The 25,053-nt window shown below is 56.9% G+C and carries 28 protein-coding genes and 2 pseudogenes; 11 read left to right on the forward strand and 19 right to left on the reverse strand.

The genetic code is table 11. The features are described from left to right. Positions 1-241: 241 nt before the first annotated feature. Entirely contained in the window at positions 242-841 is a 600-nt protein-coding gene (locus tag MMS95_RS12965) for a hypothetical protein (protein ID WP_076740534.1), read from the reverse strand. A 678-nt stretch (positions 842-1,519) separates the two neighbouring features. On the opposite strand from MMS95_RS12965, the gene uspF reads away from it, so the two are divergent. Continuing rightward, positions 1,520-1,975: a universal stress protein UspF gene (gene uspF, locus MMS95_RS12970; protein ID WP_004941216.1), complete on the forward strand. Its 456-nt coding sequence runs from the start codon at positions 1,520-1,522 to the stop codon at positions 1,973-1,975. A gap of 85 nt (positions 1,976-2,060) precedes the next feature. Here uspF and icd read toward each other — a convergent pair whose 3' ends face one another. Further along, positions 2,061-3,314, reverse strand: coding sequence for an NADP-dependent isocitrate dehydrogenase (gene icd / locus MMS95_RS12975; protein ID WP_015377612.1), 1,254 nt, complete (start codon positions 3,312-3,314; stop codon positions 2,061-2,063). A gap of 131 nt (positions 3,315-3,445) precedes the next feature. Between icd and rluE the strand changes: the two genes are divergently transcribed. The 4 genes from rluE to mnmA all read left to right on the forward strand — a co-directional run bounded on the left by rluE (position 3,446) and on the right by mnmA (position 6,096). Next, positions 3,446-4,072: a 23S rRNA pseudouridine(2457) synthase RluE gene (gene rluE / locus MMS95_RS12980; RefSeq protein WP_033633281.1), complete on the forward strand. Its 627-nt coding sequence runs from the start codon at positions 3,446-3,448 to the stop codon at positions 4,070-4,072. A gap of 22 nt (positions 4,073-4,094) precedes the next feature. Beyond that, positions 4,095-4,433, forward strand: a complete 339-nt coding sequence (locus tag MMS95_RS12985; RefSeq protein ID WP_048323032.1) for a lysozyme inhibitor LprI family protein — start codon at positions 4,095-4,097, stop codon at positions 4,431-4,433. 9 nt (positions 4,434-4,442) lie between these two features. Further along, on the forward strand, positions 4,443-4,889 hold the full coding sequence (locus MMS95_RS12990; protein ID WP_004941205.1) for an NUDIX hydrolase: 447 nt from the start codon (positions 4,443-4,445) through the stop codon (positions 4,887-4,889). Positions 4,890-4,995: 106 nt separating this feature from the next. Then, positions 4,996-6,096: a tRNA 2-thiouridine(34) synthase MnmA gene (gene mnmA, locus MMS95_RS12995; protein WP_033633283.1), complete on the forward strand. Its 1,101-nt coding sequence runs from the start codon at positions 4,996-4,998 to the stop codon at positions 6,094-6,096. A gap of 50 nt (positions 6,097-6,146) precedes the next feature. On the opposite strand, the gene kup is transcribed toward mnmA, so the two are convergent. Continuing rightward, the gene (gene kup / locus MMS95_RS13000; RefSeq protein WP_015377607.1) at positions 6,147-8,015 is read right to left on the reverse strand and encodes a low affinity potassium transporter Kup; all 1,869 of its coding nucleotides are present in this window, start codon (positions 8,013-8,015) and stop codon (positions 6,147-6,149) included. A 331-nt stretch (positions 8,016-8,346) separates the two neighbouring features. Here kup and hflD point away from each other — a divergent pair, with 331 nt between their 5' ends. Next, complete coding sequence (gene hflD, locus MMS95_RS13005) at positions 8,347-8,973, forward strand: high frequency lysogenization protein HflD (protein WP_004941196.1); 627 nt, start codon at positions 8,347-8,349, stop codon at positions 8,971-8,973. A 22-nt stretch (positions 8,974-8,995) separates the two neighbouring features. Continuing rightward, positions 8,996-10,366 carry an adenylosuccinate lyase gene (gene purB, locus MMS95_RS13010; RefSeq protein WP_242141760.1) on the forward strand — a complete coding sequence of 457 codons (1,371 nt, stop codon included), beginning with the start codon at positions 8,996-8,998 and terminating at the stop codon, positions 10,364-10,366. Positions 10,367-10,417: 51 nt separating this feature from the next. Here the strand turns inward: purB and MMS95_RS13015 are convergent, their stop codons facing one another. The 3 genes from MMS95_RS13015 to MMS95_RS13025 form a co-directional block, all read right to left on the reverse strand. Then, positions 10,418-11,122 (reverse strand): GNAT family protein, encoded by a 705-nt coding sequence (locus MMS95_RS13015; RefSeq protein ID WP_242141761.1) that lies wholly within the window; start codon positions 11,120-11,122, stop codon positions 10,418-10,420. A gap of 15 nt (positions 11,123-11,137) precedes the next feature. Then, on the reverse strand, positions 11,138-11,590 hold the full coding sequence (locus tag MMS95_RS13020; protein WP_015377605.1) for a GNAT family N-acetyltransferase: 453 nt from the start codon (positions 11,588-11,590) through the stop codon (positions 11,138-11,140). Between the two features lie 116 nt (positions 11,591-11,706). Beyond that, a complete protein-coding gene (locus MMS95_RS13025; protein ID WP_164123442.1) occupies positions 11,707-13,221 on the reverse strand; it encodes a PLP-dependent aminotransferase family protein in 1,515 nt (504 codons plus the stop codon). A 139-nt stretch (positions 13,222-13,360) separates the two neighbouring features. Here MMS95_RS13025 and MMS95_RS13030 point away from each other — a divergent pair, with 139 nt between their 5' ends. Continuing rightward, positions 13,361-14,125 (forward strand): GntR family transcriptional regulator, encoded by a 765-nt coding sequence (locus tag MMS95_RS13030; protein WP_049240221.1) that lies wholly within the window; start codon positions 13,361-13,363, stop codon positions 14,123-14,125. A gap of 4 nt (positions 14,126-14,129) precedes the next feature. On the opposite strand, the gene MMS95_RS13035 is transcribed toward MMS95_RS13030, so the two are convergent. Continuing rightward, a complete protein-coding gene (locus MMS95_RS13035) occupies positions 14,130-15,149 on the reverse strand; it encodes an ADP-ribosylglycohydrolase family protein (RefSeq protein ID WP_033645924.1) in 1,020 nt (339 codons plus the stop codon). A gap of 379 nt (positions 15,150-15,528) precedes the next feature. On the opposite strand from MMS95_RS13035, the gene phoP reads away from it, so the two are divergent. The 3 genes from phoP to MMS95_RS13050 all read left to right on the forward strand — a co-directional run bounded on the left by phoP (position 15,529) and on the right by MMS95_RS13050 (position 18,869). Then, on the forward strand, positions 15,529-16,200 hold the full coding sequence (gene phoP / locus MMS95_RS13040; RefSeq protein WP_004941169.1) for a two-component system response regulator PhoP: 672 nt from the start codon (positions 15,529-15,531) through the stop codon (positions 16,198-16,200). A 5-nt stretch (positions 16,201-16,205) separates the two neighbouring features. Continuing rightward, complete coding sequence (phoQ, locus tag MMS95_RS13045) at positions 16,206-17,663, forward strand: two-component system sensor histidine kinase PhoQ (protein WP_049240262.1); 1,458 nt, start codon at positions 16,206-16,208, stop codon at positions 17,661-17,663. Between the two features lie 84 nt (positions 17,664-17,747). After that, positions 17,748-18,869 carry a cupin domain-containing protein gene (locus tag MMS95_RS13050; protein WP_015377600.1) on the forward strand — a complete coding sequence of 374 codons (1,122 nt, stop codon included), beginning with the start codon at positions 17,748-17,750 and terminating at the stop codon, positions 18,867-18,869. A gap of 41 nt (positions 18,870-18,910) precedes the next feature. Here the strand turns inward: MMS95_RS13050 and MMS95_RS13055 are convergent, their stop codons facing one another. The 12 genes and pseudogenes from MMS95_RS13055 to MMS95_RS13110 all read right to left on the reverse strand — a co-directional run. Then, positions 18,911-19,999, reverse strand: coding sequence for a malate/lactate/ureidoglycolate dehydrogenase (locus MMS95_RS13055; RefSeq protein ID WP_103085836.1), 1,089 nt, complete (start codon positions 19,997-19,999; stop codon positions 18,911-18,913). Between the two features lie 263 nt (positions 20,000-20,262). After that, complete coding sequence (locus MMS95_RS13060) at positions 20,263-20,520, reverse strand: hypothetical protein (protein ID WP_015377593.1); 258 nt, start codon at positions 20,518-20,520, stop codon at positions 20,263-20,265. Then, the gene (locus tag MMS95_RS13065) at positions 20,520-21,095 is read right to left on the reverse strand and encodes an S-type pyocin domain-containing protein (protein ID WP_103085837.1); all 576 of its coding nucleotides are present in this window, start codon (positions 21,093-21,095) and stop codon (positions 20,520-20,522) included. Before MMS95_RS13065 ends, MMS95_RS13060 begins: the two co-directional genes overlap by 1 nt. A 235-nt stretch (positions 21,096-21,330) precedes the next feature. Beyond that, positions 21,331-21,588, reverse strand: a complete 258-nt coding sequence (locus MMS95_RS13070; protein ID WP_242141762.1) for a colicin immunity domain-containing protein — start codon at positions 21,586-21,588, stop codon at positions 21,331-21,333. A 5-nt stretch (positions 21,589-21,593) separates the two neighbouring features. Then, positions 21,594-22,019, reverse strand: coding sequence for a colicin D domain-containing protein (locus MMS95_RS13075; protein WP_242141763.1), 426 nt, complete (start codon positions 22,017-22,019; stop codon positions 21,594-21,596). A gap of 186 nt (positions 22,020-22,205) precedes the next feature. Then, a complete protein-coding gene (locus tag MMS95_RS13080) occupies positions 22,206-22,472 on the reverse strand; it encodes a colicin immunity domain-containing protein (protein WP_242141764.1) in 267 nt (88 codons plus the stop codon). 122 nt (positions 22,473-22,594) lie between these two features. Continuing rightward, complete coding sequence (locus MMS95_RS13085) at positions 22,595-22,870, reverse strand: colicin immunity domain-containing protein (protein WP_230199829.1); 276 nt, start codon at positions 22,868-22,870, stop codon at positions 22,595-22,597. Further along, positions 22,867-23,391 (reverse strand): colicin D domain-containing protein, encoded by a 525-nt coding sequence (locus MMS95_RS13090; RefSeq protein ID WP_103085662.1) that lies wholly within the window; start codon positions 23,389-23,391, stop codon positions 22,867-22,869. The genes MMS95_RS13085 and MMS95_RS13090 overlap by 4 nt, the downstream gene beginning before the upstream one ends. A 143-nt stretch (positions 23,392-23,534) precedes the next feature. Continuing rightward, the gene (locus MMS95_RS13095) at positions 23,535-23,792 is read right to left on the reverse strand and encodes a bacteriocin immunity protein (protein ID WP_015377595.1); all 258 of its coding nucleotides are present in this window, start codon (positions 23,790-23,792) and stop codon (positions 23,535-23,537) included. A gap of 4 nt (positions 23,793-23,796) precedes the next feature. Next, a pseudogene (locus MMS95_RS13100) lies at positions 23,797-24,316 on the reverse strand (S-type pyocin domain-containing protein); the annotation flags it as partial. A gap of 119 nt (positions 24,317-24,435) precedes the next feature. After that, positions 24,436-24,708 carry a hypothetical protein gene (locus MMS95_RS13105; protein ID WP_015377598.1) on the reverse strand — a complete coding sequence of 91 codons (273 nt, stop codon included), beginning with the start codon at positions 24,706-24,708 and terminating at the stop codon, positions 24,436-24,438. Next, a pseudogene (locus MMS95_RS13110) lies at positions 24,705-25,053 on the reverse strand (S-type pyocin domain-containing protein); the annotation flags it as partial. The gene MMS95_RS13105 and the pseudogene MMS95_RS13110, both read right to left, overlap by 4 nt.

Consider the following 25,053-nt stretch of genomic DNA (forward strand, 5'->3'; position numbering starts at 1 on the left):
TGAAAAACAATAACAATAGCAGCTCAATATTCACAATCGAAAAGTGATGTAAGACTCATAAAAAGCAGCCGTCAGCGTAGAAGACGAGAGTTTCGATGAAACAGCCCTCTCCCTTAAGGTTAAACGCATATTTTCTTCACATGTCAAATACACTCTCAATTTAAAAAAATGAAAAAAATGTATATAGCGATAAGACACATCAATCCCCATTAACAATCAATATACTGAAATTATTAATAATTTACACTTTTTCTTTGTTGCGCTTTCGTTTTCGGTCATTAAGAAAAACAATCACATCATGATAATATGCAACAAAAGCCAATATAAATACAGACACGACTATCAAAGCCAGGTAATTACTCTCCCTAAGCCCTTGGATTATTTCTCCAATTGATAGATAACCATGAAGGAAACTGAAGAAAATAAGCATAAATGAAATCAAATTCAGCGCAGATGCTTTGATACAATAACGCTCAAGCTCGCTGGCGATATTGTTCAGACTGGTTAACTTTTTGTCCATATCTTTATCTTCGGATATAAATAAGTCGTCTATTATTGCATTCGCATTTTTTAATTCAGCATTAGACGCATGGAATCCATGGAACACGGCACCAACCAATGTAATAAATATCACGATCCCCCATGAAGAAAACACATCCCAGTCAAAGTCAACATGAATACTGGCGTTTAAGTCACCCTTATTGAATGAAAGATCAACAATTTTAAAAACGAATACACATAACGCCATCCAAATAGTCATTATTGCAATTGATAATTGTACTGTTTTTCTGCCTCTATCCAGAGCAGTATTATATCTGTAAAGTATCAAACTAAAATTCATTATGCACCTCTTGATCGTCATTAAAAATTTATGTTAAAGGCAACTATTATCTATAACACTAAACCATCAAATTATTCCAAACAAAACAGTTCAATTAGGTATTATTAGAAAATGTAAAAACATGGTGGGTTAAGTTCCTACATAATCATCTATACCTATATCAAAAAAAAGCCATAGAAACCATATCGGCAAGCCATAACCCATAGAAGATCGATAGTCTATTTTGACCTAAAAATAGATTCCTCAATACTAATAAAAATCATAAAAACGTTAAAATAATACAACCGAAAAATGCCTATATTCAGGTACATTATTTTTCCGAATCATTAACAAGTCACCTTACGGAATTATGTCAATGATTATTACATATGCATCAAGACGAACACGCTGAGATTTGTCTTCCATTAAAACACCGAACGTATTAAATATGCCTAAAGGTAGCACCACGAAGCTCTGAACATTTCAGCAAATTAGCACCTTCTATGCCTCTAACGTCCAGGTAAACCTCACCCCCAGGTAGTAGAGTGTTAGACTAATCGTCCAGTAGCAAGCTTTCGATTAGTATTGCTAATTTAGCAAAACTGTTTCTTTAGTTCTGCCACCTGGATCTCCCCTTTCCCTGCGTTAAGCAGCTATAATCCAAAAAGTGGAGTTTTTTGAAAACGATAAGGAGGGAGTATGTACAAAACTATTTTGGTTCCCGTGGATATTACCGAACCGGAATTAACACAGCAGGTCATCCCGCATGTCAACGCGCTCGCCAGGCTCGAAGACTCCCACGTCCATTTCCTGGCGGTGATCCCGTCGCGCGCCACCTATGCCGCTTTCGGCTTTGCCGCCACGGCGGCGATAGAAACTAAAGACGAAATCATTGCGGTAGCAACCGAGGGGCTGGCAAAAGCGGCCAAAGAATTCAGCGTGCCTGAAGATAGAGTGACCACGCACGTTGCCGTCGGCGATCCTAAAGATCAGATCCTGGAGCTCGCCGATGCGCTCAACGCGGAGATTATCGTGATGGGTTCCAACCGCCCTTCTGCGATCACTTATCTCCTCGGCTCCAATGCCACCGCCGTCGTCCGCCACGCCAATTGCCCGGTGCTGGTGGTGCGTGAATCGGCTAACGCCACTCAGTGAGCCTGTCCGACACCTCACACATATTTGAACCGTAAAAAAAACGGGAGCCCTTAGGCTCCCGCTCTCATTCAAGCGCTGAACACACTTACATGTGTTTAACGATAGCGTCGCCAAACTCTGAACATTTCAGCAGTTTAGCGCCTTCCATCAGGCGTTCGAAGTCATAGGTCACGGTCTTGGCGGCGATGGCGCCTTCCATGCCCTTAACAATCAGGTCAGCCGCTTCGAACCAGCCCATGTGGCGCAGCATCATCTCTGCAGACAGGATGATGGAGCCTGGGTTCACTTTGTCCTGGCCGGCGTACTTCGGCGCGGTGCCGTGAGTCGCTTCGAACAGGGCGCAGTCGGAGCCGATGTTGGCGCCCGGCGCGATGCCGATGCCGCCGACCTGGGCCGCCAGGGCGTCGGAGATGTAGTCGCCGTTCAGGTTCATACAGGCGATCACGTCGTATTCCGCCGGGCGCAGCAGGATCTGCTGCAGGAAGGCGTCGGCGATCACGTCTTTAACCACGATCTCTTTGCCGGTGTTCGGGTTCTTGATCTTCAGCCATGGGCCGCCGTCGATCAGCTCGCCGCCGAACTCTTCGCGCGCCAGCTCATAGCCCCAATCCTTGAAGGCACCTTCGGTGAACTTCATGATGTTGCCTTTGTGAACCAGGGTCACGGAGTCACGGTCGTTGGTGATGGCGTATTCGATCGCCGCACGCACCAGACGCTTGGTCCCTTCTTCGGAGCATGGCTTCACGCCGATACCGCACTGCTCCGGGAAGCGGATTTTCTTCACGCCCATTTCGTCGCGCAGGAATTTGATCACTTTGTCCGCTTCGGCGGAGCCGGCTTTCCACTCGATGCCGGCGTAGATGTCTTCGGCGTTTTCGCGGAAGATCACCATGTCGGTCAGCTCAGGCTGTTTCACCGGGCTTGGGGTGCCCTGGTAGTAACGCACCGGGCGCAGGCACACGTACAGGTCCAGCTGCTGGCGCAGGGCCACGTTCAGAGAACGGATGCCGCCGCCGACCGGGGTGGTCAGGGGGCCTTTGATGGCGACGCGGTAGTCGCGGATCAGGTCCAGAGTTTCGTCCGGCAGCCACACGTCTTTACCGTAAACGTGGGTAGATTTTTCGCCGGTGTAGATTTCCATCCAGGAGATTTTACGTTCGCCGTGGTAAGCCTTTTTAACGGCCGCATCAACCACGTGGATCATGGCAGGAGTCACGTCAACGCCGATGCCGTCGCCTTCGATGAACGGAATGATCGGGTTATGAGGAACAACCAGTTTACCCTGGGCGTCAACCGTGATTTTTTTACCTTCTGCCGGAACAACTACTTTGCTTTCCATCAACCTCTCCTTCAAGCGCAATTTTGTTAATGCTTTGTAAGATGCGTGTAGATACTACTTGAATATTCGGTCCGCGCCAATCCGAAACGGATTCGGTTATAATGCGCTTATCATCCGTAATCTCAACCGTTATGAAAAAATTCTCTGTTAGAAATCACAACGTTAAACGATTCAGCAAGCCGAATGCCGCCAAACCCGCCGCGCCGAAGGGGCCGCGCCGCATTGTGTTATTCAACAAGCCCTTCGACGTGCTGCCGCAGTTCACCGACGAAGCCGGCCGCGCCACGCTGAAAGAGTACATCCCCTTCCCCGACGTTTACGCCGCCGGGCGCCTGGATCGCGACAGCGAGGGGCTGCTGGTGCTGACCAACGACGGCCAGCTGCAGGCGCAGCTCACCCAGCCAGGCAAACGCACCGGCAAAATTTACTATGTTCAGGTCGAGGGGGCGCCGCAGGAGAGTGATTTGGCGCCGCTGCGCAGCGGCGTCACGCTGAAAGACGGGCCCACGCTGCCCGCCGGGGTGGAATTGGTGGCCGAGCCGCAGTGGCTGTGGCCGCGCAATCCGCCGATCCGCGAGCGTAAATCCATCCCCACCAGCTGGCTGAAAATCACCCTGTTCGAAGGGCGAAACCGCCAGGTGCGCCGCATGACGGCGCATATCGGGTTCCCTACCCTGCGCCTGATTCGCTACAGTATGGGTAATCTTTCGCTGGGTTCACTGCAGCCCGGTGAATGGAAAACCATCGATTCCCTGTAGACCGATAACTGATGGAGGCGCCATGAAACACGTTCCGATCGCGCTGCTGCTCGCCGCTCTGGCGGCCCCGTTCGCCGCCCCTGCCGCCAGCTTCGACTGCGCCAAGGCGGCAGGCAGCGATGAACGCGCCATCTGCGCCAACCGCACGCTGAACGATCTGGACGTGCAAATGGCCACCAAATATCAATTTCTGCGCGGCCTGTTCGCCATGGGCGCGCGCGGCGCGATGCAGGACAGCCAGCAAGCCTGGCTGACCAAGCGCCAGCGGTGCGGCGGTGACACCGCCTGCCTGCTGCAAAGTTACCGCACCCGCATCGCCGAGCTGGACGATATCTACCGGCGCATCGACAAACCGCTGTAAGGAGACCGCATGTTCAAACCGCACGTCACCGTCGCCTGCGTGGTGCACGCCGCCGGCAAATTTTTAATTGTCGAAGAAACCATCAACGGCAAAGCGCTGTGGAATCAGCCGGCCGGCCATCTGGAGGCCGACGAGACGCTGGTGCAGGCCGCCGAGCGCGAGCTGTGGGAAGAGACCGGCATCCGCGCCACGCCGCAGGCGTTCCTGCGCCTGCACCAATGGATCGCGCCGGATCGCACGCCGTTTCTGCGCTTCTGCTTCGTCATCGAGCTGGAACAGCCGCTGCCGACCGAGCCGCACGACAGCGACATCGATCGCTGCCTGTGGCTGAGCGCCGACGAGATTTTGCAGGCGCCCAACCTGCGTTCCGCGCTGGTGGCGGAGAGCATTCGCAGCTATCAGCAGCCGGAGCGCTACCCGCTGTCGCTGGTCGGCAGCTTCGCCTGGCCGCATTAAGGGCGCCGGGCAGCACAAGATGAACAGTGCGCCGGCGCGGCCAACGTGGTAAAATCCTGCGCTTGTTTTTATCAGCACGGTTCGTGTTCAAGTTCGTGAGATCCCCATGTCAGACAACAGCCAGAAAAAAGTAATCGTCGGTATGTCCGGCGGCGTCGACTCTTCCGTTACCGCCTATCTGTTACAGCAACAGGGCTATCAGGTCGCTGGGCTGTTCATGAAGAACTGGGAAGAAGACGACGACGAAGAGTACTGCTCCGCCGCGACCGATCTGGCCGACGCGCAAGCGGTCTGCGACAAGCTGGGCATCGAACTGCACACGGTGAACTTTGCGGCGGAATACTGGGACAACGTGTTTGAGCTGTTCCTGGAGGAGTACAAGGCCGGCCGCACGCCGAACCCGGACATCCTGTGCAATAAAGAGATCAAATTCAAAGCCTTCCTGGAGTTCGCCGCCGAAGATCTGGGGGCCGATTTCATCGCCACCGGCCACTACGTGCGCCGCCAGGACGTGGGCGGCAAAAGCCGCCTGCTGCGCGGCGTCGACGGCAACAAAGATCAGAGCTACTTCCTCTATACCCTGAGCCACGAGCAGGTGGCGCAGAGCCTGTTCCCGGTCGGCGAGCTGGAGAAGCCGGAGGTGCGCCGCATCGCCGAGCAACTGGAGCTGGTCACCGCCAAGAAGAAAGACTCTACCGGCATCTGCTTTATCGGCGAGCGCAAGTTCCGCGACTTCCTCGGCCGCTACCTGCCGGCCCAGCCGGGGCCGATCGTCAGCGTTGACGGCCAGACCGTCGGCGAACACCAGGGCCTGATGTATCACACCCTGGGCCAGCGCAAAGGGCTGGGCATCGGCGGCCTGAAAGACAGCAGCGAAGATCCGTGGTACGTGGTGGATAAAGACGTGGCCAACAACGTGCTGGTCGTCGCGCAGGGGCACGATCACCCGCGCCTGATGTCCGTAGGCCTGATCGCGCAGCAGCTGCACTGGGTGGATCGTCTGCCGCTGAGCGGCCCGTTCCGCTGCACGGTGAAGACCCGCTATCGCCAGCAGGATATCCCTTGCACCGTGACCCCGCTCGACGACGAACGCATCGAAGTGCGTTTCGACGAGCCGGTCTCCGCCGTCACCCCCGGTCAGTCGGCGGTATTCTACCAGGGCGAAATCTGCCTCGGCGGCGGCATCATCGAACAGCGCCTGGCGTAATTCGCCTGCCGCCCAAGAAAAACGCTGCGTTTACCGCAGCGTTTTTTTATTCAAAATTCCACCTGCGCTCCCAGCTCAATCACCCGGTTCGGCGGGATTTCGAACAGATCCGGCGCCCGCAGCGCGTTGCGCTGCAACAGCTGGAACACCTTGCCGCGCACGCGCAGATACCAGGGCCGTTTGCCCAGCACCAGCGTATCGCGCGACATGAAGAACGAGGTCTCATTCATGGTGAAGCTCATCCCCTCCAGCCCGCAGCGGTAAAGAATGTCCGTCACGTTGGGCGTCTCGCGCCAGCCGTAGCTCGCCACCACCCGCCAAAAGCTCGCCGACAGCTGTTCGATCGCCACCCGCTGCACGTTGTGCACGTACGGCATGTCGGTGGTGACGATGGTCAACAGCACCACGCGCTCGTGCAGCACCTTGTTGTGCTTCAGGTTATGCAACAGCACCAGCGGCACCGCATGCGGCGTGCGCTCCATAAACACCGCGGTGCCCGGCACCCGCTTCGGCGGCGCCTTCTCCAGCGACTCGATCAGCGCGCTCAGCCCTTCCTGATTGTCGCGCAATCGGCGGATCAGGCGCGAACGCTCGGTCTTCCAGGTCAGCATGATCAGCAGAATGATTAGCCCGAGCGCCACCGGCAGCCAGCCGCCGGTCGCCAGCTTGATCAGGTTGGCGCCGAACAGCGGCACGTCGATGCACAGCATGACCAGCAGCATCAGCCCGCCCAGATAGCGCGGCCAGCCCCAGTTTTTCACCGCCACGATGCTCAGCAGAATCGACGACAGCAGCATGGTGCCGGTTACCACGATGCCGTAGGCCGAGGCCAGGTTGCTGGAGTGTTTGAAGCTGACGATCACGATCAGCACCGCCGCGAACAGCAGCCAGTTCACCACCGGAATGTAGATCTGCCCGGACTCCTGATCGGAGGTATAGATGATACGCATCGGCGGCAGGTAGCCCAGCCGCACCGCCTGCCGCGTCAGCGAGAACACGCCGGAGATCACCGCCTGCGAGGCGATCACCGTCGCCAGCGTAGCGATCACCAGCAGCGGGATCAGCGCCCAGGTCGGCGCCAGCAGGAAGAACGGGTTATTGATCGCCGCCGGGTTGGCCAGCAGCAGCGCCCCCTGGCCGAAGTAGTTCAACACCAGCGCCGGCGCCACCAGCGTAAACCACGCCAGACGGATCGGTTTTTTACCGAAGTGGCCCATATCGGCGTACAGCGCTTCGGCGCCGGTGACCGACAGCACCACCATGCCCAGCGCAAAGAATGACACCGCCTTGTATTCGAGGAAGAAATTCACCGCCCAGTAAGGGTTCAGCGCCCGCAGCACGCCGGGGTGATGCAAAATGCCGCCGAGGCCCAGCAGCGCCAGCGTCAGGAACCAGATAACCATCGCCGGGGCGAACAGTTTGCCGACGCTGCCGGTGCCGCGTTTTTGGATCGCGAACAATGCCGTCAGCACCAGCAGCGACAGCGGTACGATAAAGCTATCCAGCTCGGGGGCGATAATCTGCAGCCCCTCGATGGCCGAGAGCACCGAAATGGCCGGGGTGATCACCCCATCGCCGTAAAAGAAGCTGCCGCCCACCAGCCCGATCAGCACCGCCGCCGGCACCCAGCGCGCATCCAGCTTGCGGATCGCCAGCGACATCAGCGTCAGAATGCCTCCCTCGCCGTCGTTGTCGGCGCGCATCACGAAACAAATGTATTTAATCGACACCACCAGCGTCAGCAGCCAGAAAATCAGCGATAAAAAGCCGTAAATCGAGGCCGGCGTCAGGGTGATGCCCTCCTCCGCCGTCAGGCATTCGCGCAGGGTATACAGCGGGCTGGTGCCGATATCGCCGTACACCACGCCGATGGCCGCCAGCGTCACCGCCGGCAGTGGCTGCTTGTTTTTTACGTGCATATAAAGGTCTTTATTTGAGGGTTCACGTTGGCAGTATAGATGCAGCCGCCGCACTTTATTTGCCGCAGCAACAATAAGTTCGCGCCGCCGCGCCGGCGATTTTCGTCGCCTATTTGCGCAGTTCTGCGCCGCACGGCGCTTCCGCCTCACCGCAGACGTATTAGACGCTGGGTTTACCCTCGATTTTGTGGCATGATCCGCGGCATTCGTTGTCATCGTTGTTACAGCCACGCCCGATCGTTACCGTTCGCGGCCGCCGCCGTTACCCCTGCGATACACACAACCTTATGCAGTAAGCCATGTACCGTTCACCGCGTTTACAGGAGTCATCGTGGCGAAGAATTATTATGACATCACGCTGGCCATGGCGGGCATCAGCCAGTCGGCGCGTTTGGTTCAGCAGTTGGCCCATGAAGGGCAATGCAACCGCGAAGCGTTTCAGACCTCGCTGAAAAGCCTGCTGCAAATGGATCCGCCCTCCACGCTGGCGGTGTTCGGCGGCGAAGAACGCAATTTGATGGTCGGCCTCGAAACCCTGATGGGCGTGCTGAATGCCAACAACAAAGGGCCGGGCGCGGAACTGACCCGCTACACCATCAGCCTGATGGTGCTGGAGCGCAAGCTCAACGCCAACAAACAGGCGATGAACACGCTCGGCGAACGCCTCGGCCAGCTCGAGCGCCAGCTGGCGCACTTCGATCTTGAGTCGGACACCATCATCAGCGCGCTGGCCGGCATTTACGTCGACGTGGTCAGCCCGCTCGGGCCGCGCATCCAGGTGACCGGTTCGCCGGCCATCCTGCAGAATCCGCAGGTGCAGGCCAAGGTTCGCGCCACGCTGCTGGCCGGCATTCGCGCCGCCGTGCTGTGGCAACAGGTCGGCGGCAGCCGCCTGCAGTTAATGTTTTCCCGTAATCGTCTGTTCAAACAGGCGCAAAATATCGTTGCTCATTGTTAATCGATCCCAGGAGTTGCTACCGATGGAATTATCCTCACTGACCGCCGTTTCCCCCGTTGATGGACGCTACGGTGATAAAGTCAGCGCACTGCGCCCCATTTTCAGCGAATACGGTCTGCTGAAATTCCGCGTACAGGTTGAAGTACGTTGGCTGCAAAAACTGGCCGCCTGCGCAGAAATCAAGGAAGTTCCCGCTTTTGACGCCGACGCAAACGCTTTCCTCGACAAAATCGTCGCGGAATTCAATGAAGAAGACGCACAGCGCATCAAAACCATCGAGCGCACCACCAACCACGACGTGAAAGCGGTCGAGTATTTCCTGAAGGAAAAAGTGGCGGCGGTGCCTGCGCTGCACGCGGTGTCCGAGTTCATCCACTTCGCCTGCACCTCCGAAGACATCAACAACCTGTCGCACGCGCTGATGCTGCAAAGCGCCCGTCAGGACGTGGTGCTGCCTTACTGGCGCAAGATCATCGACGCGCTGAAAGGGCTGGCGCAGGAATACCGCGATATCCCGCTGCTGTCGCGCACCCACGGCCAGCCGGCGACCCCGTCGACCGTCGGCAAAGAGTTCGCCAACGTGGCTTACCGCATGGAGCGCCAGTACCGCCAACTGGAGCGCGTGGAGATCATGGGTAAAATCAACGGTGCGGTCGGCAACTACAACGCCCACATCGTCGCCTACCCGGAAGTGGACTGGCATCAGTTCAGCGAAGCGTTCGTCACCTCGCTCGGCATCACCTGGAACCCGTACACCACCCAGATCGAACCGCATGACTACATCGCCGAACTGTTCGACTGCGTAGCGCGTTTCAACACCATTCTGATCGACTTCGACCGCGACATCTGGGGCTACATCGCCCTGAACCACTTCAAGCAGAAGACCATCGCCGGCGAAATCGGTTCTTCCACCATGCCGCACAAGGTCAACCCGATCGACTTCGAAAACTCCGAAGGCAACTTGGGGCTGGCCAACGCCGTGCTGGGCCACCTGGCGGGCAAACTGCCGGTGTCCCGCTGGCAGCGCGACCTGACCGACTCCACCGTGCTGCGTAACCTGGGCGTGGGCCTGGGCTATGCGCTGATCGCCTATCAGGCCACCCTGAAGGGCATCAGCAAGCTGGAAGTGAATCAGGCGCACCTGCTGGACGAACTGGATCACAACTGGGAAGTGCTGGCCGAGCCGATCCAGACCGTGATGCGCCGCTACGGCATCGAAAAGCCTTACGAGAAATTGAAAGAACTGACCCGCGGCAAGCGCGTGGACGCCGCCGGCATGCAGGCGTTCATCGATGGCCTGACGCTGCCGGAAGAAGAGAAAACCCGTCTGAAGGCGATGACCCCGGCCAACTATATCGGCCGCGCCACCACCATGGTCGACGAGCTGAAGTAAGCGCACTAGACCCACAACGACAAGGCGGCCCACGGGCCGCCTTTTTGCTTATTATTCGCCGCGCAACACCTGCAGCCGGGCTATCTGCCGCCCCTGCGCATCGAAGTTGTTCGCACTCAGCCAACGCGCCAGCGCCTGCCGCACCGCCGGCCAACGGTCAATGGTGATGGCGAACCAGTCGGTATCCCGGCTGCGCCCCTTGACGATCACCGCAAAGCGGAAGTTGCCCTCGTAACGGAAGCCGAAGCGCAGCGCGGCCTGGCGCGACGGCGCGTTATGGCTGTCGCACTTCCACTCGCAGCGGCGATAGCCCAGCGTGTCGAAGGCATAACGCAGCAGCAGCGCAATGGCTTCGGTGGCGCTGGAGCGCTGTTTCATCAACGGCGACCAGCTGACGTGGCCGATCTCCAGCACGCCGTTGGCCTCGTCGATGCGCATCAGCGCCACCGTCCCCACCGGCGCGTCGCTGGCGGCGTCGAACACCGTCAGATTGACCAGCGTCGGGTTGGCCTGCAGCGTCTCCAGGTGCTGCAACATCGCCGCCGGCGTGTCGGGCCGTTCGATAGACAGATAGGTCCAGTCGCGGCCGTCCGGCGCCAGCTGGAAAGCGTCATACAGCGCGGCGTAATCCCGCTGCGGATCGAGCGGCGCCAGTGAACAGAAACGCCCGCCGAGCGTCACGCCGCCCGGGCGGCGAGCCGGCTGCCAATCCGGCATCGGTTCGCCAATCGGCTGACCATAACGATTCATTGCCATACGCGCCTCCTGCGGTTAACGGGTATACACGATAAACGAGCTTCTTCTGCCGATTTTGTCGTACAGCGAACGCGCCGGCGCGTTGTACTCCTGGGTCATCCAATAGACCCGATCGCTGCCGCGCGCCTCCGCCAGCCGATACGCCTGTTCGAACAGTTTTTCCGACACTTTATGGCCGCGCGCCTGCGGCGACACATAGAGATCTTCGATATAACAATAGCCCACCGCGCTCCAGGTGGACGGATGGAATACCAGGTTCATCAGCCCCAGCAGCCGGCCGTCGGCATCCTCCGCCACCAGCCCGTACACCTGTTCATCCTGCCCCAAGCGTTCGAAGGTGCGATCGGTCACCTGCGGCGCCACCTCGGCGCGGTAAAAGTCGAGATAGCCCTGCCACAACGCCAGCCATTGCGCTCTGTCGTCGCCATTGATTCTGCGGATGGTCACTTCACGATTTGATGGGTTCATAGCGCCTCACGGGGTTAAGATATTATTTCCATTAGGGAAATAACCGAATAGCGGCAGAATACACCGCGCAGCGACGGCGTAATACGGACCAATTCAAAACGCCGGGCAGACCAATTTTAACCGCCGTTTTCCCGCGGCAGCGCGTTGAACACCTGCGCCAGCGTGGCGATAAAACGCACGATCTCGTCCGGCGTGTAGGCCGAGAAACCGAGCACCAGCGCCCCGCGCTGCGGCGCGCCGGTGTAGAAGTCCGCCAGGCCGTACAGCCGGATGCCCCGTTCGGCCGCCGCCGCCACCAACCGCCGCTCCGTCGCCGCATCCGCCAACGGGCAAACCAGCTGCAGCCCACCCTGCGGCAAGGCCGGGCGCGTCCAGGGCGCGAGATGGCGTTGCACCGCGTCGTACAGCACATCCAACCGCGCCTTGTAAAGCGTGCGCATATTGCGCAGATGCTCGGCGTAGCCGCCCTCGTGCAGGCAGTGGAACAGCGTCATCTGCGCCAGCGCCGAGGTGTAGCCGTCCTGAAACTGCCTGGCGGCGACCAATGGCCGCACCAGCTGCGGCGGCGCAATCATGAAGCCGATGCGCAGCCCCGGAAACAGCGTCTTGCTGAAGGTGCCGATGTACAGCGTGCGCCCGCCGCTGTCCAGCCCCTGCAGCGCCGCCTTGGTTTGTCGATCGTAGTTGAACTCGGCGTCATAATCGTCTTCGATGATCCAGGCCCGCCGACGCTGGGCCCACTGCAACAGCGCCAGACGCCGCTCGAGGCTCAGCGAGTACCCCAGCGGGTAGTGATGGGACGGCGTGATGTAAACGCCCCGCCCGCCGCCCGAAGCCTGCATCAGCTGCCCGACGTCCAGCCCCTGCTCATCAATGCCGATCGGCCGCGCCTGCAGCCCCGCCGACTGCACCAGCTTTTTCGCCCCCTGGTAACCCGGCTCTTCGACGAATACCGCATCGCCGGGATCGAACAGCACCTGCGTGCACAGCGCCAGCGCCTGCTGAGAGCTGGTGACCACGATCACCTGCTCCGCCGTCGCCTTGACGCCCCGCTCCCGCTGCAAATAGTGCGCGATCTCCGCACGCAGCTCCGGCAAGCCCTGCGGATCGGCATACCCCAACAGCCGCTCGCCGTGCCGCCGCAGCGCCAGCTTTTCCCACTGCAGCCATGAATCGATGGGAAACGCCCGCAGATCCGCCAGCGAGGGCGTCAACGAGGCCTGGCGGCTGGTGTGCGGCGTATGGCTGACCGCCAGCAACGCCCGGCCGCGATCGCTTAACTCGCGTTCCGCCAGCCGCGCCTCCTGGCCTGCCTGCGTCGCCAGCAGTTCACGGCCGAGCAGCGTATCGCAGCGATAACGCACAAAGCTGCCGCGCCCCACCGTTCGGCTGATGAACCCCTCCGCCTCCAGCCGCGCGTAGGTCTGTTCCACCGTGTCACGCGCCACCGCCAGCCGGGCCGCCAACGCGCGGCTCGGCGGCAGCTTCGCCCGCCACGGCAGTTCCCCGGCGGTGATGAGCCGCAACAGGGCCTGGTGCAGCGCCGAACGTCGGGTCAGCCCCTGCTGACGCTGCTGGGTGAAGGCTGCCAGGATTGCCGCGTCGTCCGCGTGTCGTGGGGTGTCACTCATGGGCAGTCTGTTTCTCCGAGCCTGGGGCGATTGCACACTACTCTACCTCATTTTCTCCCAGCGGCGGCGGCAGTTGCGCTGCCCGGCGAAATCCCCTTAAATAAGCCATCGCATTGCGGCTACAGGACTTCCGTCAGCTATGAGCAAGGAGATCAACCAGCGTCTGCTGGAAAAACTGCTGCAGGATCTGGCCAGCGCGGGCGCGATGCCGTTGTATCTGCGCTTTAACGCCTCGGTGCGCCAGGCTATCGAGCAAGGATTGCTGAGCGCGGGGGATTTCCTGCCCAGCGAGCGCCTGTTCACCGAACGGCTCGGCATCTCGCGCATCACGGTGCGCAAAGCACTGGCCTGCCTTGAGCAAGACGGCATCATTGGCCGTTCACGCGGCTACGGCACCTTCATCCAGCCGCAACGGCCCGCGCCGAAGCTGCGCTATTCCTTAGCGGACATCAAAGGGTTCTCGCGCGAGGCGGCGCAACAGGGGCGTCAGCCGGACACGCAATGGATCAGCCGCGAGCGGGTGCCGGCCAGCGCCGAACTGGCGGAAAGGCTCCAGCTGGCGGTTGGAGCGCCGATCTACCAACTCAAGCGCATTCACTTTATCGATCGGCGGCCGATGTCGGTGGCGGTGTCCTACGTGGTGGCGGCGGCGATTGCCAACATCGACGAGATTGGCATCTCGCTCTACGACTACTTCCGGCGCAATAGCGTGGAGATGGGCTCGCTGCGCAGCCAGGTCAGCGCGGCGATGGCCGACGACGATATCCGCCAGGCGCTGCAGCTATCAGAACCGATGCCGCTGCTGATCGTGCGCCAGACGTTGTTCGACCACCGCAAGAAGCCTGTCGAATACAGCGAAAGCTTCTGCCGCAGCGACATGTACGAGTTTACCAGCGAAAGCTGATCCGTTACGCCTCGCCCTGCCGGCGGCGGCGAAAACGCACGAACGCCTGGGCATACGCCTCAACGTCCAGCGGATTCACCCGTTTTAACTCCGCCAGCAATCCGGGTTCGATCGCTTCTGCACCGTGCAGCGCACCGCAGACAGCGGTGGCCATCGCGCCGATGGTGTCAGTATCGCCGCCCAGGTTGGCGCACAGCACCGCGCAACGGGTAGGATCGGTTTGCGCCAGCTGCACCATCGCCAGCGCCGCCGGCACCGACTCGATGGTGCTCACCCCGGCGCCGATCAGTTGATATATCCGCTCAGAGGCCTGCTCGGGATCGGCGGCCTCATCCACCACCTGAAACGCCAACTCGATGCGCGCCGCCAGCGAGGGGCTGAACGTCGTCTCCTGCCGGCGCTGGGCATACTCCGCCACGCCCGGCAGCGCCAGACGAATTGAGGCCCAGTCCGCGCCCTCTACCGCTCGCGCGACGGCCCAGGCGATCGCCACCGCACCGGCGACGGCGATGTCGGATTTGTGCGTCGGGCTGGAGGCCAGCCACACCTGCTGGCAGAAATCCTCCAGCGGCGCGGACGGCAGCACGCAGCCCAAAGGCGAAATGCGCATCGCCGCGCCATTGGTGATGCCGTTGTTTTCCAACTCGGCGATCGGCGTGCCCGCCTTCTGCTCGCTCAACGCCAGTTTGGAACTGGGGCCGAGAATGTTCTTGTTGAAGGCGTCAAAACTGTCCACCCAGCGGATCACGTTGCGGGCGATCAGTTCCGGCACCACCTCGCCTTCCGCTTCCCGCAGCGCATCGGCCAGCGCTAACGCCATCGCGGTATCGTCGGTATATTGCCCGGCCTTGAAGTAACAGGCGGCGGTGTTCTCCGCCGGCCCATCGAGAAAACCGTCTATCCAGCCGAAATGGCGCTTAACCCGCTCGCGCGGCCACAGCTCGGAAGGCATGCCGAGCGCGTCGCCCAGCATCTGTCCGTAAAGTGCGCCCGCTATGCGTTCTGCCTGGGTTAACTGCTTCATCCGTCGCTCCTGAGAAAATGTACCGTTGCCTCAATAATACCTTATTAGTACCTTTAAAGCTTATCAAGCGCCCCGGCTCACACTTCCCTTTCGCGGGCAATGCCCGGGGCGTTTAAGTTGCGTTTAATGTTGCCCCACCGCTGTTTATCCGACGTTTATCAGAGCTTGTCGATAATGTCGGCGAACAAATTGATAACGCTTATTTTAATACATTGCTTCGGCTCTCTTGCGAGCCGGGCGGGTTATACCTACCATAGCCTCAGCACTTTTTGTCAAAATGGTTCAGGTGGCCGCGTTATTCCCTGACACGCCGCAGAGCGTGTTCCCTTTTATCGCGTGGGTGACAGGACGTTCACCCGCATAGTCACAGGAGTTCGCCATGCGAGTACTGGTTGTTGAAGATAATGGTTTGCTGCGTCACCACCTTTCCGTTCAGATGCGCGAGATGGGCCATCAGGTCGACGCGGCCGAAGACGCCAAGGAAGCCGATTATTTCCTGCAGGAACACGCGCCGGATATCGCCATCGTCGATCTCGGCCTGCCGGGTGAAGACGGCCTGAGCCTGATCCGCCGCTGGCGCGCCCATCAGACCAAGCTGCCGATCCTGGTGCTGACCGCCCGCGAAAGCTGGCAGGACAAAGTGGCGGTGCTGGAAGCCGGCGCCGACGACTATGTCACCAAGCCGTTCCACCTGGAAGAAGTGATCGCCCGCATGCAGGCGCTGATGCGCCGCAACAGCGGCCTGGCTTCGCAAGTGATCGTGCTGCCGCCGTTCCAGATCGATCTGTCGCGCCGCGAACTGAGCGTCAACGATCAACAGATCAAGCTGACCGCCTTTGAATACACCATCATCGAGACCCTGATCCGCAACGCCGGCAAGGTGGTGAGCAAGGATTCGTTGATGCTGCAGCTCTACCCGGACGCCGAACTGCGTGAAAGCCACACCATCGACGTGCTGATGGGCCGCTTGCGCAAGAAAGTGCAGGCGGAATACCCGCATGAAGTGATCACCACGGTACGTGGCCAGGGCTATCGTTTTGACGCGAAGTGAACATGATGTTCAACAAGAATAAAAAACCGTTTTCGCTGCGTGCCCGCTTCCTGATGGCGACCGCCGGGGTGATCCTGGCGCTGTCGCTCTCTTACGGTTTGGTGGCGGTCGTCGGCTATATCGTCAGCTTCGACAAAACCGCCTTCCGTCTGCTGCGCGGCGAGAGCAACCTGTTCTTCAGCCTGGCGCAGTGGAAAGACAACAAGCTCACCATCGCCATTCCCCCCGATCTCGATCTCAACTTCCCGACGCTGGTATTTATCTACGACGATAAAGGCAACCTGCTGTGGAGCCAGCGCAAGGTGCCGGAGCTCGAGAAGCTGATCAACAAGGAATGGCTGGAGGAGTCCGGCTTCTACGAAATCGACACCGACACCCGCGTCAGTAGCGAAGTGCTGGGGGACAACCCCAAAGCGCAGGATCAGCTGAAGAATTACGACGATACCGATCAGAACGCGCTGACCCACTCGGTGGCGGTCAACACCTATGCCGCCACGCCTCGCCTGCCGGCGCTGACCATCGTGGTGGTCGACAGCATTCCGCAGGAGCTGCAGCGCTCCGACGTGGTGTGGGAGTGGTTCAGCTACGTGCTGTTGGCCAACCTGCTGCTGGTGGTGCCGCTGCTGTGGCTGGCGGCCTACTGGAGCCTGCGGCCGATCAAGGCGCTGGTCAATCAGGTGGGCGAGCTGGAGAACGGCGAGCGCGATCAGCTCGACGAAAATCCACCCAGCGAGCTGCGCGGGCTGGTGCGCAATCTGAACATTCTGGTGCGCAACGAGCGCCAGCGCTACACCAAATATCGCACCACCCTGTCGGATCTGACCCACAGCCTGAAAACGCCGCTGGCGGTGCTGCAAAGCACCCTGCGCTCGCTGCGCAGCGGCAAGCAAACCACCATCGAAGAAGCCGAGCCGATCATGCTGGATCAGATCGGGCGCATCTCGCAGCAGATCGGTTACTACCTGCACCGGGCCAGCATCAACTCCGGCCAGACGGTGTTGACGCGCGAGATCCACTCGGTGCCGGCGCTGCTCGACAGCCTGGTGGTGGCGCTGAACAAGGTTTACCAGCGCAAAGGGGTGGCGATCACGCTGGACATCTCGCCGGAAGTGACCTTTATGGGCGAGAAGAACGATTTTATGGAAGTGATGGGCAACGTGTTGGAAAACGCCTGCAAATACTGCCTGGAGTTCGTGGAGATCACCTCGCTGCACTCCGAGAAAAACCTCACCATCGTTATCGACGACGACGGCCCGGGCATCCCGGAAAGCAAGCGCCAGCTGATTTTCCAGCGCGGCCAGCGGGTGGATACCCTGCGCCCCGGCCAGGGCCTTGGCCTGTCGGTGGCGGCGGAGATCATCGAGCAATACGACGGCGAAATCGTCATCAGCGACAGCCCGCTCGGCGGCGCGCGCATGCAGGTCACCTTCGCCCGCCAGCACGACACCCACCACAACGAGTAAATTATGCCGCTGCGGCCCCGATCCACGGGGCCAAACTTCCGTTATAATCGCACTCAGGCTCACTCCCCTATCCTGGAATAGAACATGGATTATCAATTAGATCTGGACTGGAACGATTTTTTGCAACGTTATTGGCAAAAGCGTCCGGTGATTCTGAAGCGCGGCTTCAAAAACTTTATCGATCCGATCTCCCCGGATGAGCTGGCCGGGCTGGCGATGGAAAACGAAGTGGACAGCCGCCTGGTCAGCCACCAGGACGGCCGTTGGCAGGTTGCGCACGGCCCCTTCGAGAGCTTCGACCACCTGAGCGAAAACAACTGGTCGCTGCTGGTGCAGGCGGTGGACCACTGGCATGAGCCTTCCGCCGCGCTGATGCGCCCGTTCCGCCAACTGCCGGACTGGCGGATGGATGACCTGATGATCTCCTTCTCGGTGCCGGGCGGCGGCGTCGGCCCGCACCTCGATCAGTACGACGTGTTCATCATTCAGGGCACCGGCCGCCGCCGCTGGCGCGTTGGGGAAAAAACGCCGCTGAAACAGCACTGCCCGCACCCGGATCTGCTGCAGGTCGAACCGTTCGACGCCATCATCGACGAAGAGATGGAGCCGGGCGACATTCTCTATATTCCGCCGGGCTTCCCGCATGAAGGCTACGCGCTGGAAAACGCGCTCAACTACTCGGTGGGCTTCCGCGCGCCGAACGGCCGCGAGCTGGTGAGCGGCTTCGCCGACTACGTGCTGGCGCGCGAGCTCGGCAGCAAGCGCTACGGCGATCCGGACGTTAAACTGCGCGAACACCCGGCGGAGATCCTGCCGCAGGAAGTGGACGCCTTACGGCAGATGATGCTGGATCTGGTGCAACAGCCGGAACACTTCCAGCACTGGTTCGGCGAGTTTATCTCCCAATCGCGCCACGAGCTGGATCTGGCGCCGCCGGAGCCGCCGTATCAGGCCGGGGAAATCTACGAACTGCTGCAACAGGGTGAAGCGCTGCAGCGCCTGGGCGGATTGCGCGTGCTGCGCATCGGCGATCGCTGCTTCGTCAACGGTGAGCTGATCGACACCGACCAGCTGCAGGCCGCAGACGCCCTGTGCCAGCACTTCAGCGTTGACGCCGCCCTGCTCGGCGACGCGGTGGACGATCCGTCGTTCCTGGCGCTGCTGACCGCGCTGGTCAACAGCGGCTATTGGTACTTTAACGACTGATTACGAGTACGCGAACAAGCCACCCTATCGGGTGGCTTTTTTTATGCTTGCCGCGCCTGCGCGCGAAAACCGGCCAGCGCTTCATTCGCCATGCCCGCCTGCTCCGCCGCCGCGCAAATCTGCCGCCAGGTATTGGCGTCTATCGGTATGCCCTGCTCCAGCCGCGCCGCGCGGTTGGCCTCTTCCCATTCTCCCGGCACCGCGATCGGCTGTTCGCCGCTCGGCGGCGACGCCTTCACCCAGCCGATGAACGCTTCGGCCTCGGCCTGCATTTGCGGGGCGTCGAAGGCCTGAGGATCGAGGATCAGGGTCGTCATGCAGTTGAAGATGGCGTCGCTGTCGGCTTTCAGCGTGGCGTCGTGGGTGGTGCGGCCGCCGGAGAGCGCGCCGCCGAGGATCTCGCACATCGCCGCCAGCGCATAGCCTTTGTGCAAACCGAACGGCAACAATGACCCGAACGGCGCTTCATGCATCACCTTCGGTTCGGTGGTGGGTTGCCCGTGTTCGTCGATCAGATAGCCCGCCGCCACCGACAAGCCTTTGTTATAGGCCACCCGAGTCTTGCCGAAGGCGATGCCGCTGGTGGCGAAATCCAACAGCAGCGGCGTGCGGCCCGGCCGCGGGAAAATGGCGCAGAACGGATTGGTGCCGAAGCGGCGATCGCTGCCGCCGAACGGCGCCACCATCGGATCGCCCACCACGTTGACGAAGTGAATCGAGATAAAACCGGCGCGGGCGCACTGCTCCGCCCAATGGCCGATGCGGCCGATATGGTGCGCGTTGTGCAGCGCCACCGCCGCCAGGCCCAGCTTGCCGGCGCGTTCAATGCCCAGCGCCATCGCTTCGCTGGCCACCACCTGGCCGAAGCCGCGCGCGCCGTCGAGCGTCAGCACCGCGCCGGCGTCGCGCACCACCTCGGCATGTTGATTGAGCTGCAATTGCCCCTGCGCCAACGATGCCATGTAACTGGGGATCATGCCGACGCCGTGCGAGTCGTGCCCGGCCAGATTGGCCTGCACCAGGTGATCGGCCACCAGCTCGGCTTCGCGCGCCGTGCTGCCGGCCTGGCGCCAAATCGCCTGAACGAACTGCGTCAAATACGAGCCGGCGATGCGGTATTCGGTGCTCATCATGCGGTCCTTATGCGTGGGGAATAGGCTTCCACACTATGAGCAACGCCTTGTTACGGCAAGCGATTATGCCGATCGCAAGCGTCCCGTTTTAACTATGGTATCCGCACGTTAGCCCAGGCGACGAAAAGAGCGGGCGCCGCTACTTTAGCCACCCGGCACAAGGCTCAGGTTATGGCGCCCCCACCAGCCAAAAAAGAAAACCCCCAACAAAATTTCGTTTGCTGGGGGTTAAAGATGCACTAATCAGACCATAACTATGGCTATTCGATACCGTATTTTTTCTCGGTTACAAATTTCGGCTCTTTCCAATTGGGGCCTTTCACTACTTTTCCATTTTGATCTTGAAGCACCCCTTTTTGGAATAATGCATCGTAAGTAGAAGAGAGCTCCCCGCTGGAAATTGCATCAAAGCGATTATAGGTATATAGCCGATCCAATTTACGGTAATCAGAGGTCGGCCCCAAAAAAGTTAGCACATCTTCTACACTTTCATTTTTAACGATATCTTTTAAAGGCATTATTTCTTCCCTCCCATAGCATCTTTCAGTTCCTGTTCATATGCGGCTTGTAGGGCCCCATCTGTATAAAGCGCCTGTTCCTTTTCATTTATTCTATAGTCTTCAAGCGTAGCAGTATGAGTATTATTCCATACGGCCTTCTGTTCTTGAACACTGTGCGGAACCTCACCATCTTTTATACCAAGATTCCTGTACCTTTCCAACTCTCTGATTTCATGAGTATAAAATCGCCTATCAGTGTCAGTAGGTTGTAGATCCCCCTTCAAAATTTTATCCAAACGGTCAATCATCACTTGGTTTTCCGGGGTCTGTTCAAAACGCCCAGTATGCAGCTTCACCTTATCCACGCCGGCACGGTCGATGCTGGCCCCTTTCCAATCCAGATTCTGAATGGGGCCTCCAGCTTTATTGGTGTTGTATTCACGACCGCTGTATTTGCCCCTGGCGTTGGTTTCACCATAGGGCTTGTTCACCATCACATAGATGGCCTCTACACCAATCTCCGTCGCATCCGGCTGCCACAGGATAAAATCTTGCAGATCCTGCACCACATCCGCCGGGAAGGTGGTGACCACGATACTGTCCGCCAGCCTGATGCTGGACCTTGCTGGGCAACCGAGCAACCGGCATTAAATTAGCTCTTCACTTCCTTATCACCGTGAAAAAAAGAAAATGCCCAATAGACTCTCGTCTATTGGGCGTAAGGGTCACTTTTGTTAACTATTCTGTCACTATGTAGGCGGTTCTTTCTACCGTCCCTAATACTCAGATAAGTTCAAATCTACGAGAGCACCCATTCTAATAATGTGTTCAGATAAAATTGAATTTTTCCAGTGCCGTTATAACTGCGGCACGCAATCCGGCATCATCAAGTTCATAATCAGCACGTTCTGAATCAGGATTGTAAACTTCAGCTATCATAAATAGCTCTTCCCCACAATTCATAACGTCTCTATCCTGATCCTTAACTCCATAGAGCATACGTCTTTCTACACATATTTTTTCGGAGAACTCCAATGCCCCGACCTCTTTACTTAGAAAACTCTTAGCCAGATCAATAATTGTCATCCGATTCATAAATCCCCCGTATCTAAATATATCCTACCGTTATCTGCGTCTGGATTTATCTTCCACCCTGATAAGAAATCGCCGTTTTCTTTTAAAACAACAACGTTCATTGTGTTAGGATTGAAAAACACCTTAGATCCTTTTTCTCGTCTATAAGTCCCTTTCTCTACCGTATCCTTATCCTTCAAATGGGCCTCGAGCGCATCGCGATATTGAGTCAGAGTCTCTCTGTTCTTTCTGGTGTCCACAACACCAAAATCACTCGCGTGCTTGTACTTTTTATCCAGTTGCTGACGCGTAAAACGCCCCGAGTCCAGCGGATCACTGACCATCACATAGACAGCTTCAACCCCGGTTTCCAGCGCATCCGGCTGCCACAGGATAAAGTCTTGCAGATCCTGCACCACATCCGCCGGGAAGGTGGTGACCACGATGCTGTCCGCCTGCCTGATGCCGGACCTTGCTGGGCAACCGAGCAACCGGCATTAAATTAGCTCTTCACGTCCTTATCACCGTGAAAAAAAGAAAATGCCCAATAGACTCTCATCTATTGAGCATATACTTTGTTTTCACTAAAAAATTCTGATAGCTCTTTTTACTACTCGTTAAATCCATGTTCAGATAAAATTAAATTTCTTAAGAACAGTAATTACTTCTTTCTTCAATTCAACTTCGTCCAGTTCAGATTCCGCTCGATCAGACGCAGGATTATAGCAGTCAGCAAGAATGAAAAGCTCTCCACTGCATTTATCAACCTGCTTATCTATTTCTTCATAACCATATAATTTGCGTCGTTCTTTCACAATGCTCTCAGAAAAACCCTCCGCGCTTATTTTATTCTCTACGAATTCTTTTCCAAGCTCAACAAGTCTCATTCTACTCATAAAACCCCCGTATCCAAATATATCTTTCCATTTTCTTCTGTTGGATCCATCTTCCATTCGGAGATTAAAACACCATCGATAAAAAACTGCTTAGCGTATATCTCTAATCTTAGAATTAAAAATCAAAGAAGGTGGAAACGCTCCAAAGTATCCTTCACTTCCTTTTTTAATCCATCAGCGTCTAGCTCACTTTCTCTACGATTCGGCTGAGATGTATAACAGTCAGCAAGAATAAAAAGCTCTGACGCGCATTCGCCAACACGCTGGCTATCCTTCGCTAGCTGTCCTGAGTTGCTTTCCTCCTTCCATATTGTGAAGAATTGCGACTCAAAATCATCGGCAGTTAACTTTGAGCTTACAAGCTCCCTTGCTATTTCTATTAATTTCATACTCATCATAAGACTCCTGTATTTATATAGCCATTATACTGTGGGGTTCCTGGCGTTAAATGCCATCCTGATATAAACACCCCATTTTTATCAAGCACAACGACATTATTTGTTCTTGAGTTGAAAAACACCTTAGCCCCTTTCTCTCTTCTATAAGTCCCTTTCTCTACCGTATCCTTATCCTTCAAATGGGCCTCGAGCGCATCGCGATATTGAGTCAGAGTCTCTCTGTTTTTTCTGGTGTCCGCAACACCAAAGTCACTCGCGTGCTTGTACTTTTTATCCAGTTGCTGACGCGTAAAACGCCCCGAGTCCAGCGGATCACTGACCATCACATAAACAGCTTCAACCCCGGTTTCCAGCGCATCCGGCTGCCACAGGATAAAATCTTGCAGATCCTGCACCACATCCGCCGGGAAGGTGGTGACCACGATGCTGTCCGCCTGCCTGATGCCGGTGCCGGTATGCACTGGCGATTTGGCTAGGAGCCAGCCAGGTTTATTCAACCAGCCGTCCCCACTTGTTGTCATGGAGTTTAACTCGAGTTTCGTAACACCTTCTGATAGCTAGGTTAGTTGATTGAAATACCAAAAAAAGCCCAACAAACGCTAGTTTGCTGGGCGCTTCTGAAGTGCTCATTACCGTTTGATCATCATAAGACGATTAGACACGGTTACCCTTGTTTGAAGCCTGGTTTCCCGTTCTTGAAACGCCACTCTTTGACTTCTTTTACGACACCTTCAGGGCTATCCTCCCTGTTTTCATCTGGGTAATAGATAAGATCGGATCCTGAAGGATGCTCACACAGCCGTTTAAACTCGAGAATATTCCTTATATCCTCCTCTTCCGTCGTATTTTGCACATCAAAAATTTTTTTCACGAAGTTTAAAAACTCCGCTTCCGTATAATCAGATATTGTTTTCTTTTCCATCTCATTAACTCCCTCTATGAATTTCAATGTGGCGCTTTGGAGTAGTTATGCTGATATTATCAACATCATAAGCCTCACCGTTATCTTTGATCGGTTTTACGTGGTGCAATTCATATTTAACACGCCCCCCACCTGCTCCGTTTCTCTAGGCGCAGGTGCTTTACCTGTTTGGATATCGCCGAAGTTCCCCGACTTGAATTGTTTGCTCAGCTCAGGATCTTTCCCCACCTCAGTCCAAAACGCCTTACGAAACGCGTCAAAGCTCGCAAACTCTCGCCCATGCAGTTTATCCGCAATCTGGCTGGGAACTGCCCCGCTGTATTCAACCAGCCGTCTCCCACTTGCTGTCCTTTGCCGCTCACTTTACCCGGAGTATATCTCGGACTGCGCACCATCACATAGGTGGCCTCTACACCAATCTCCGTCGCATCCGGCTGCCACAGGATAAAATCTTGCAGATCCTGCACCACATCCGCCGGGAAGGTGGTGACCACGATGCTGTCCGGCTGCCTAATACCGGTGCCGACCCGATCGGTACTAGGTTTATTAGTTTCGTTCTGCCCGGTACATCACCAAAAGAAAACCCCCAACAAAATTTCGTTTGCTGGGGGTTAAAAATGCACTAATCAGAGCATAACTATAGCTATTCGATACCGTATTTTTTCTCGGTTACAAATTTCGGCTCTTTCCAGTTGGGGCCTTTTTTAACAAGCATTTTGTCACCCCATTCAATAACGCCATTCTGACGTAACTGTTCGAACACCCGTCTGAATTCACCATTCCCAATTACTGTAAAATTATGGCGACTAAAGAATCGATCCATTTGGGGATAACCAAACCCATCCTCATTTCTCACCAAAAAGGCAATGACGTCAGAAATTTTTTCTTCTTTTGCCAAGCGTTCTAAATCAATCATTTTAGCATCCTCAACTCTTGTTGTTCAGCAGCGTCTAAAGCCTCCTGCGTATAGAGCAAAGCCTCGCTGTTGCCTAATTGATAATCTTCCAACGTCGCAGTATGCGTATTATTCCACACTTCTCCTTGATTATCTGGCACCGATCCATCTCTAATACCCAAATTGCGATAACGCTCCAATTCCCTGATCTCATGTGTATAAAATCGCCTGTCAGTATCGGTGGGAGGCAGTTCTCCCTTCAAGATTTTTTCCAGGCGGCCGATCATCACTTTGTTAGCGTCTGACTCTGTAAAACGCCCAGTATGCAGCTTCACCTTATCCACGCCGGCACGGTCGATGCTGGCC

Origin of the sequence: Serratia sp. PGPR-27 (genome assembly GCF_022678525.1) — a bacterium.
Lineage (GTDB): Bacteria > Pseudomonadota > Gammaproteobacteria > Enterobacterales > Enterobacteriaceae > Serratia > Serratia nematodiphila.

What these genes read in the sequence shown, in the direction of transcription:
- MMS95_RS12965 (WP_076740534.1), bottom strand. Translation starts at nt 841, where the DNA reads ATGAATTTTAGTTTGATACTTTACAGATATAATACTGCTCTGGATAGA.
- uspF (WP_004941216.1), top strand. Translation starts at nt 1,520, where the DNA reads ATGTACAAAACTATTTTGGTTCCCGTGGATATTACCGAACCGGAATTA.
- icd (WP_015377612.1), bottom strand. Translation starts at nt 3,314, where the DNA reads ATGGAAAGCAAAGTAGTTGTTCCGGCAGAAGGTAAAAAAATCACGGTT.
- rluE (WP_033633281.1), top strand. Translation starts at nt 3,446, where the DNA reads ATGAAAAAATTCTCTGTTAGAAATCACAACGTTAAACGATTCAGCAAG.
- MMS95_RS12985 (WP_048323032.1), top strand. Translation starts at nt 4,095, where the DNA reads ATGAAACACGTTCCGATCGCGCTGCTGCTCGCCGCTCTGGCGGCCCCG.
- MMS95_RS12990 (WP_004941205.1), top strand. Translation starts at nt 4,443, where the DNA reads ATGTTCAAACCGCACGTCACCGTCGCCTGCGTGGTGCACGCCGCCGGC.
- mnmA (WP_033633283.1), top strand. Translation starts at nt 4,996, where the DNA reads ATGTCAGACAACAGCCAGAAAAAAGTAATCGTCGGTATGTCCGGCGGC.
- kup (WP_015377607.1), bottom strand. Translation starts at nt 8,015, where the DNA reads ATGCACGTAAAAAACAAGCAGCCACTGCCGGCGGTGACGCTGGCGGCC.
- purB (WP_242141760.1), top strand. Translation starts at nt 8,996, where the DNA reads ATGGAATTATCCTCACTGACCGCCGTTTCCCCCGTTGATGGACGCTAC.
- MMS95_RS13015 (WP_242141761.1), bottom strand. Translation starts at nt 11,122, where the DNA reads ATGGCAATGAATCGTTATGGTCAGCCGATTGGCGAACCGATGCCGGAT.
- MMS95_RS13020 (WP_015377605.1), bottom strand. Translation starts at nt 11,590, where the DNA reads ATGAACCCATCAAATCGTGAAGTGACCATCCGCAGAATCAATGGCGAC.
- MMS95_RS13025 (WP_164123442.1), bottom strand. Translation starts at nt 13,221, where the DNA reads ATGAGTGACACCCCACGACACGCGGACGACGCGGCAATCCTGGCAGCC.
- MMS95_RS13030 (WP_049240221.1), top strand. Translation starts at nt 13,361, where the DNA reads ATGAGCAAGGAGATCAACCAGCGTCTGCTGGAAAAACTGCTGCAGGAT.
- MMS95_RS13035 (WP_033645924.1), bottom strand. Translation starts at nt 15,149, where the DNA reads ATGAAGCAGTTAACCCAGGCAGAACGCATAGCGGGCGCACTTTACGGA.
- phoP (WP_004941169.1), top strand. Translation starts at nt 15,529, where the DNA reads ATGCGAGTACTGGTTGTTGAAGATAATGGTTTGCTGCGTCACCACCTT.
- phoQ (WP_049240262.1), top strand. Translation starts at nt 16,206, where the DNA reads ATGTTCAACAAGAATAAAAAACCGTTTTCGCTGCGTGCCCGCTTCCTG.
- MMS95_RS13050 (WP_015377600.1), top strand. Translation starts at nt 17,748, where the DNA reads ATGGATTATCAATTAGATCTGGACTGGAACGATTTTTTGCAACGTTAT.
- MMS95_RS13055 (WP_103085836.1), bottom strand. Translation starts at nt 19,999, where the DNA reads ATGAGCACCGAATACCGCATCGCCGGCTCGTATTTGACGCAGTTCGTT.
- MMS95_RS13060 (WP_015377593.1), bottom strand. Translation starts at nt 20,520, where the DNA reads ATGCCTTTAAAAGATATCGTTAAAAATGAAAGTGTAGAAGATGTGCTA.
- MMS95_RS13070 (WP_242141762.1), bottom strand. Translation starts at nt 21,588, where the DNA reads ATGACAATTATTGATCTGGCTAAGAGTTTTCTAAGTAAAGAGGTCGGG.
- MMS95_RS13080 (WP_242141764.1), bottom strand. Translation starts at nt 22,472, where the DNA reads ATGAGTAGAATGAGACTTGTTGAGCTTGGAAAAGAATTCGTAGAGAAT.
- MMS95_RS13085 (WP_230199829.1), bottom strand. Translation starts at nt 22,870, where the DNA reads ATGATGAGTATGAAATTAATAGAAATAGCAAGGGAGCTTGTAAGCTCA.
- MMS95_RS13090 (WP_103085662.1), bottom strand. Translation starts at nt 23,391, where the DNA reads ATGACAACAAGTGGGGACGGCTGGTTGAATAAACCTGGCTGGCTCCTA.
- MMS95_RS13095 (WP_015377595.1), bottom strand. Translation starts at nt 23,792, where the DNA reads ATGGAAAAGAAAACAATATCTGATTATACGGAAGCGGAGTTTTTAAAC.
- MMS95_RS13105 (WP_015377598.1), bottom strand. Translation starts at nt 24,708, where the DNA reads ATGATTGATTTAGAACGCTTGGCAAAAGAAGAAAAAATTTCTGACGTC.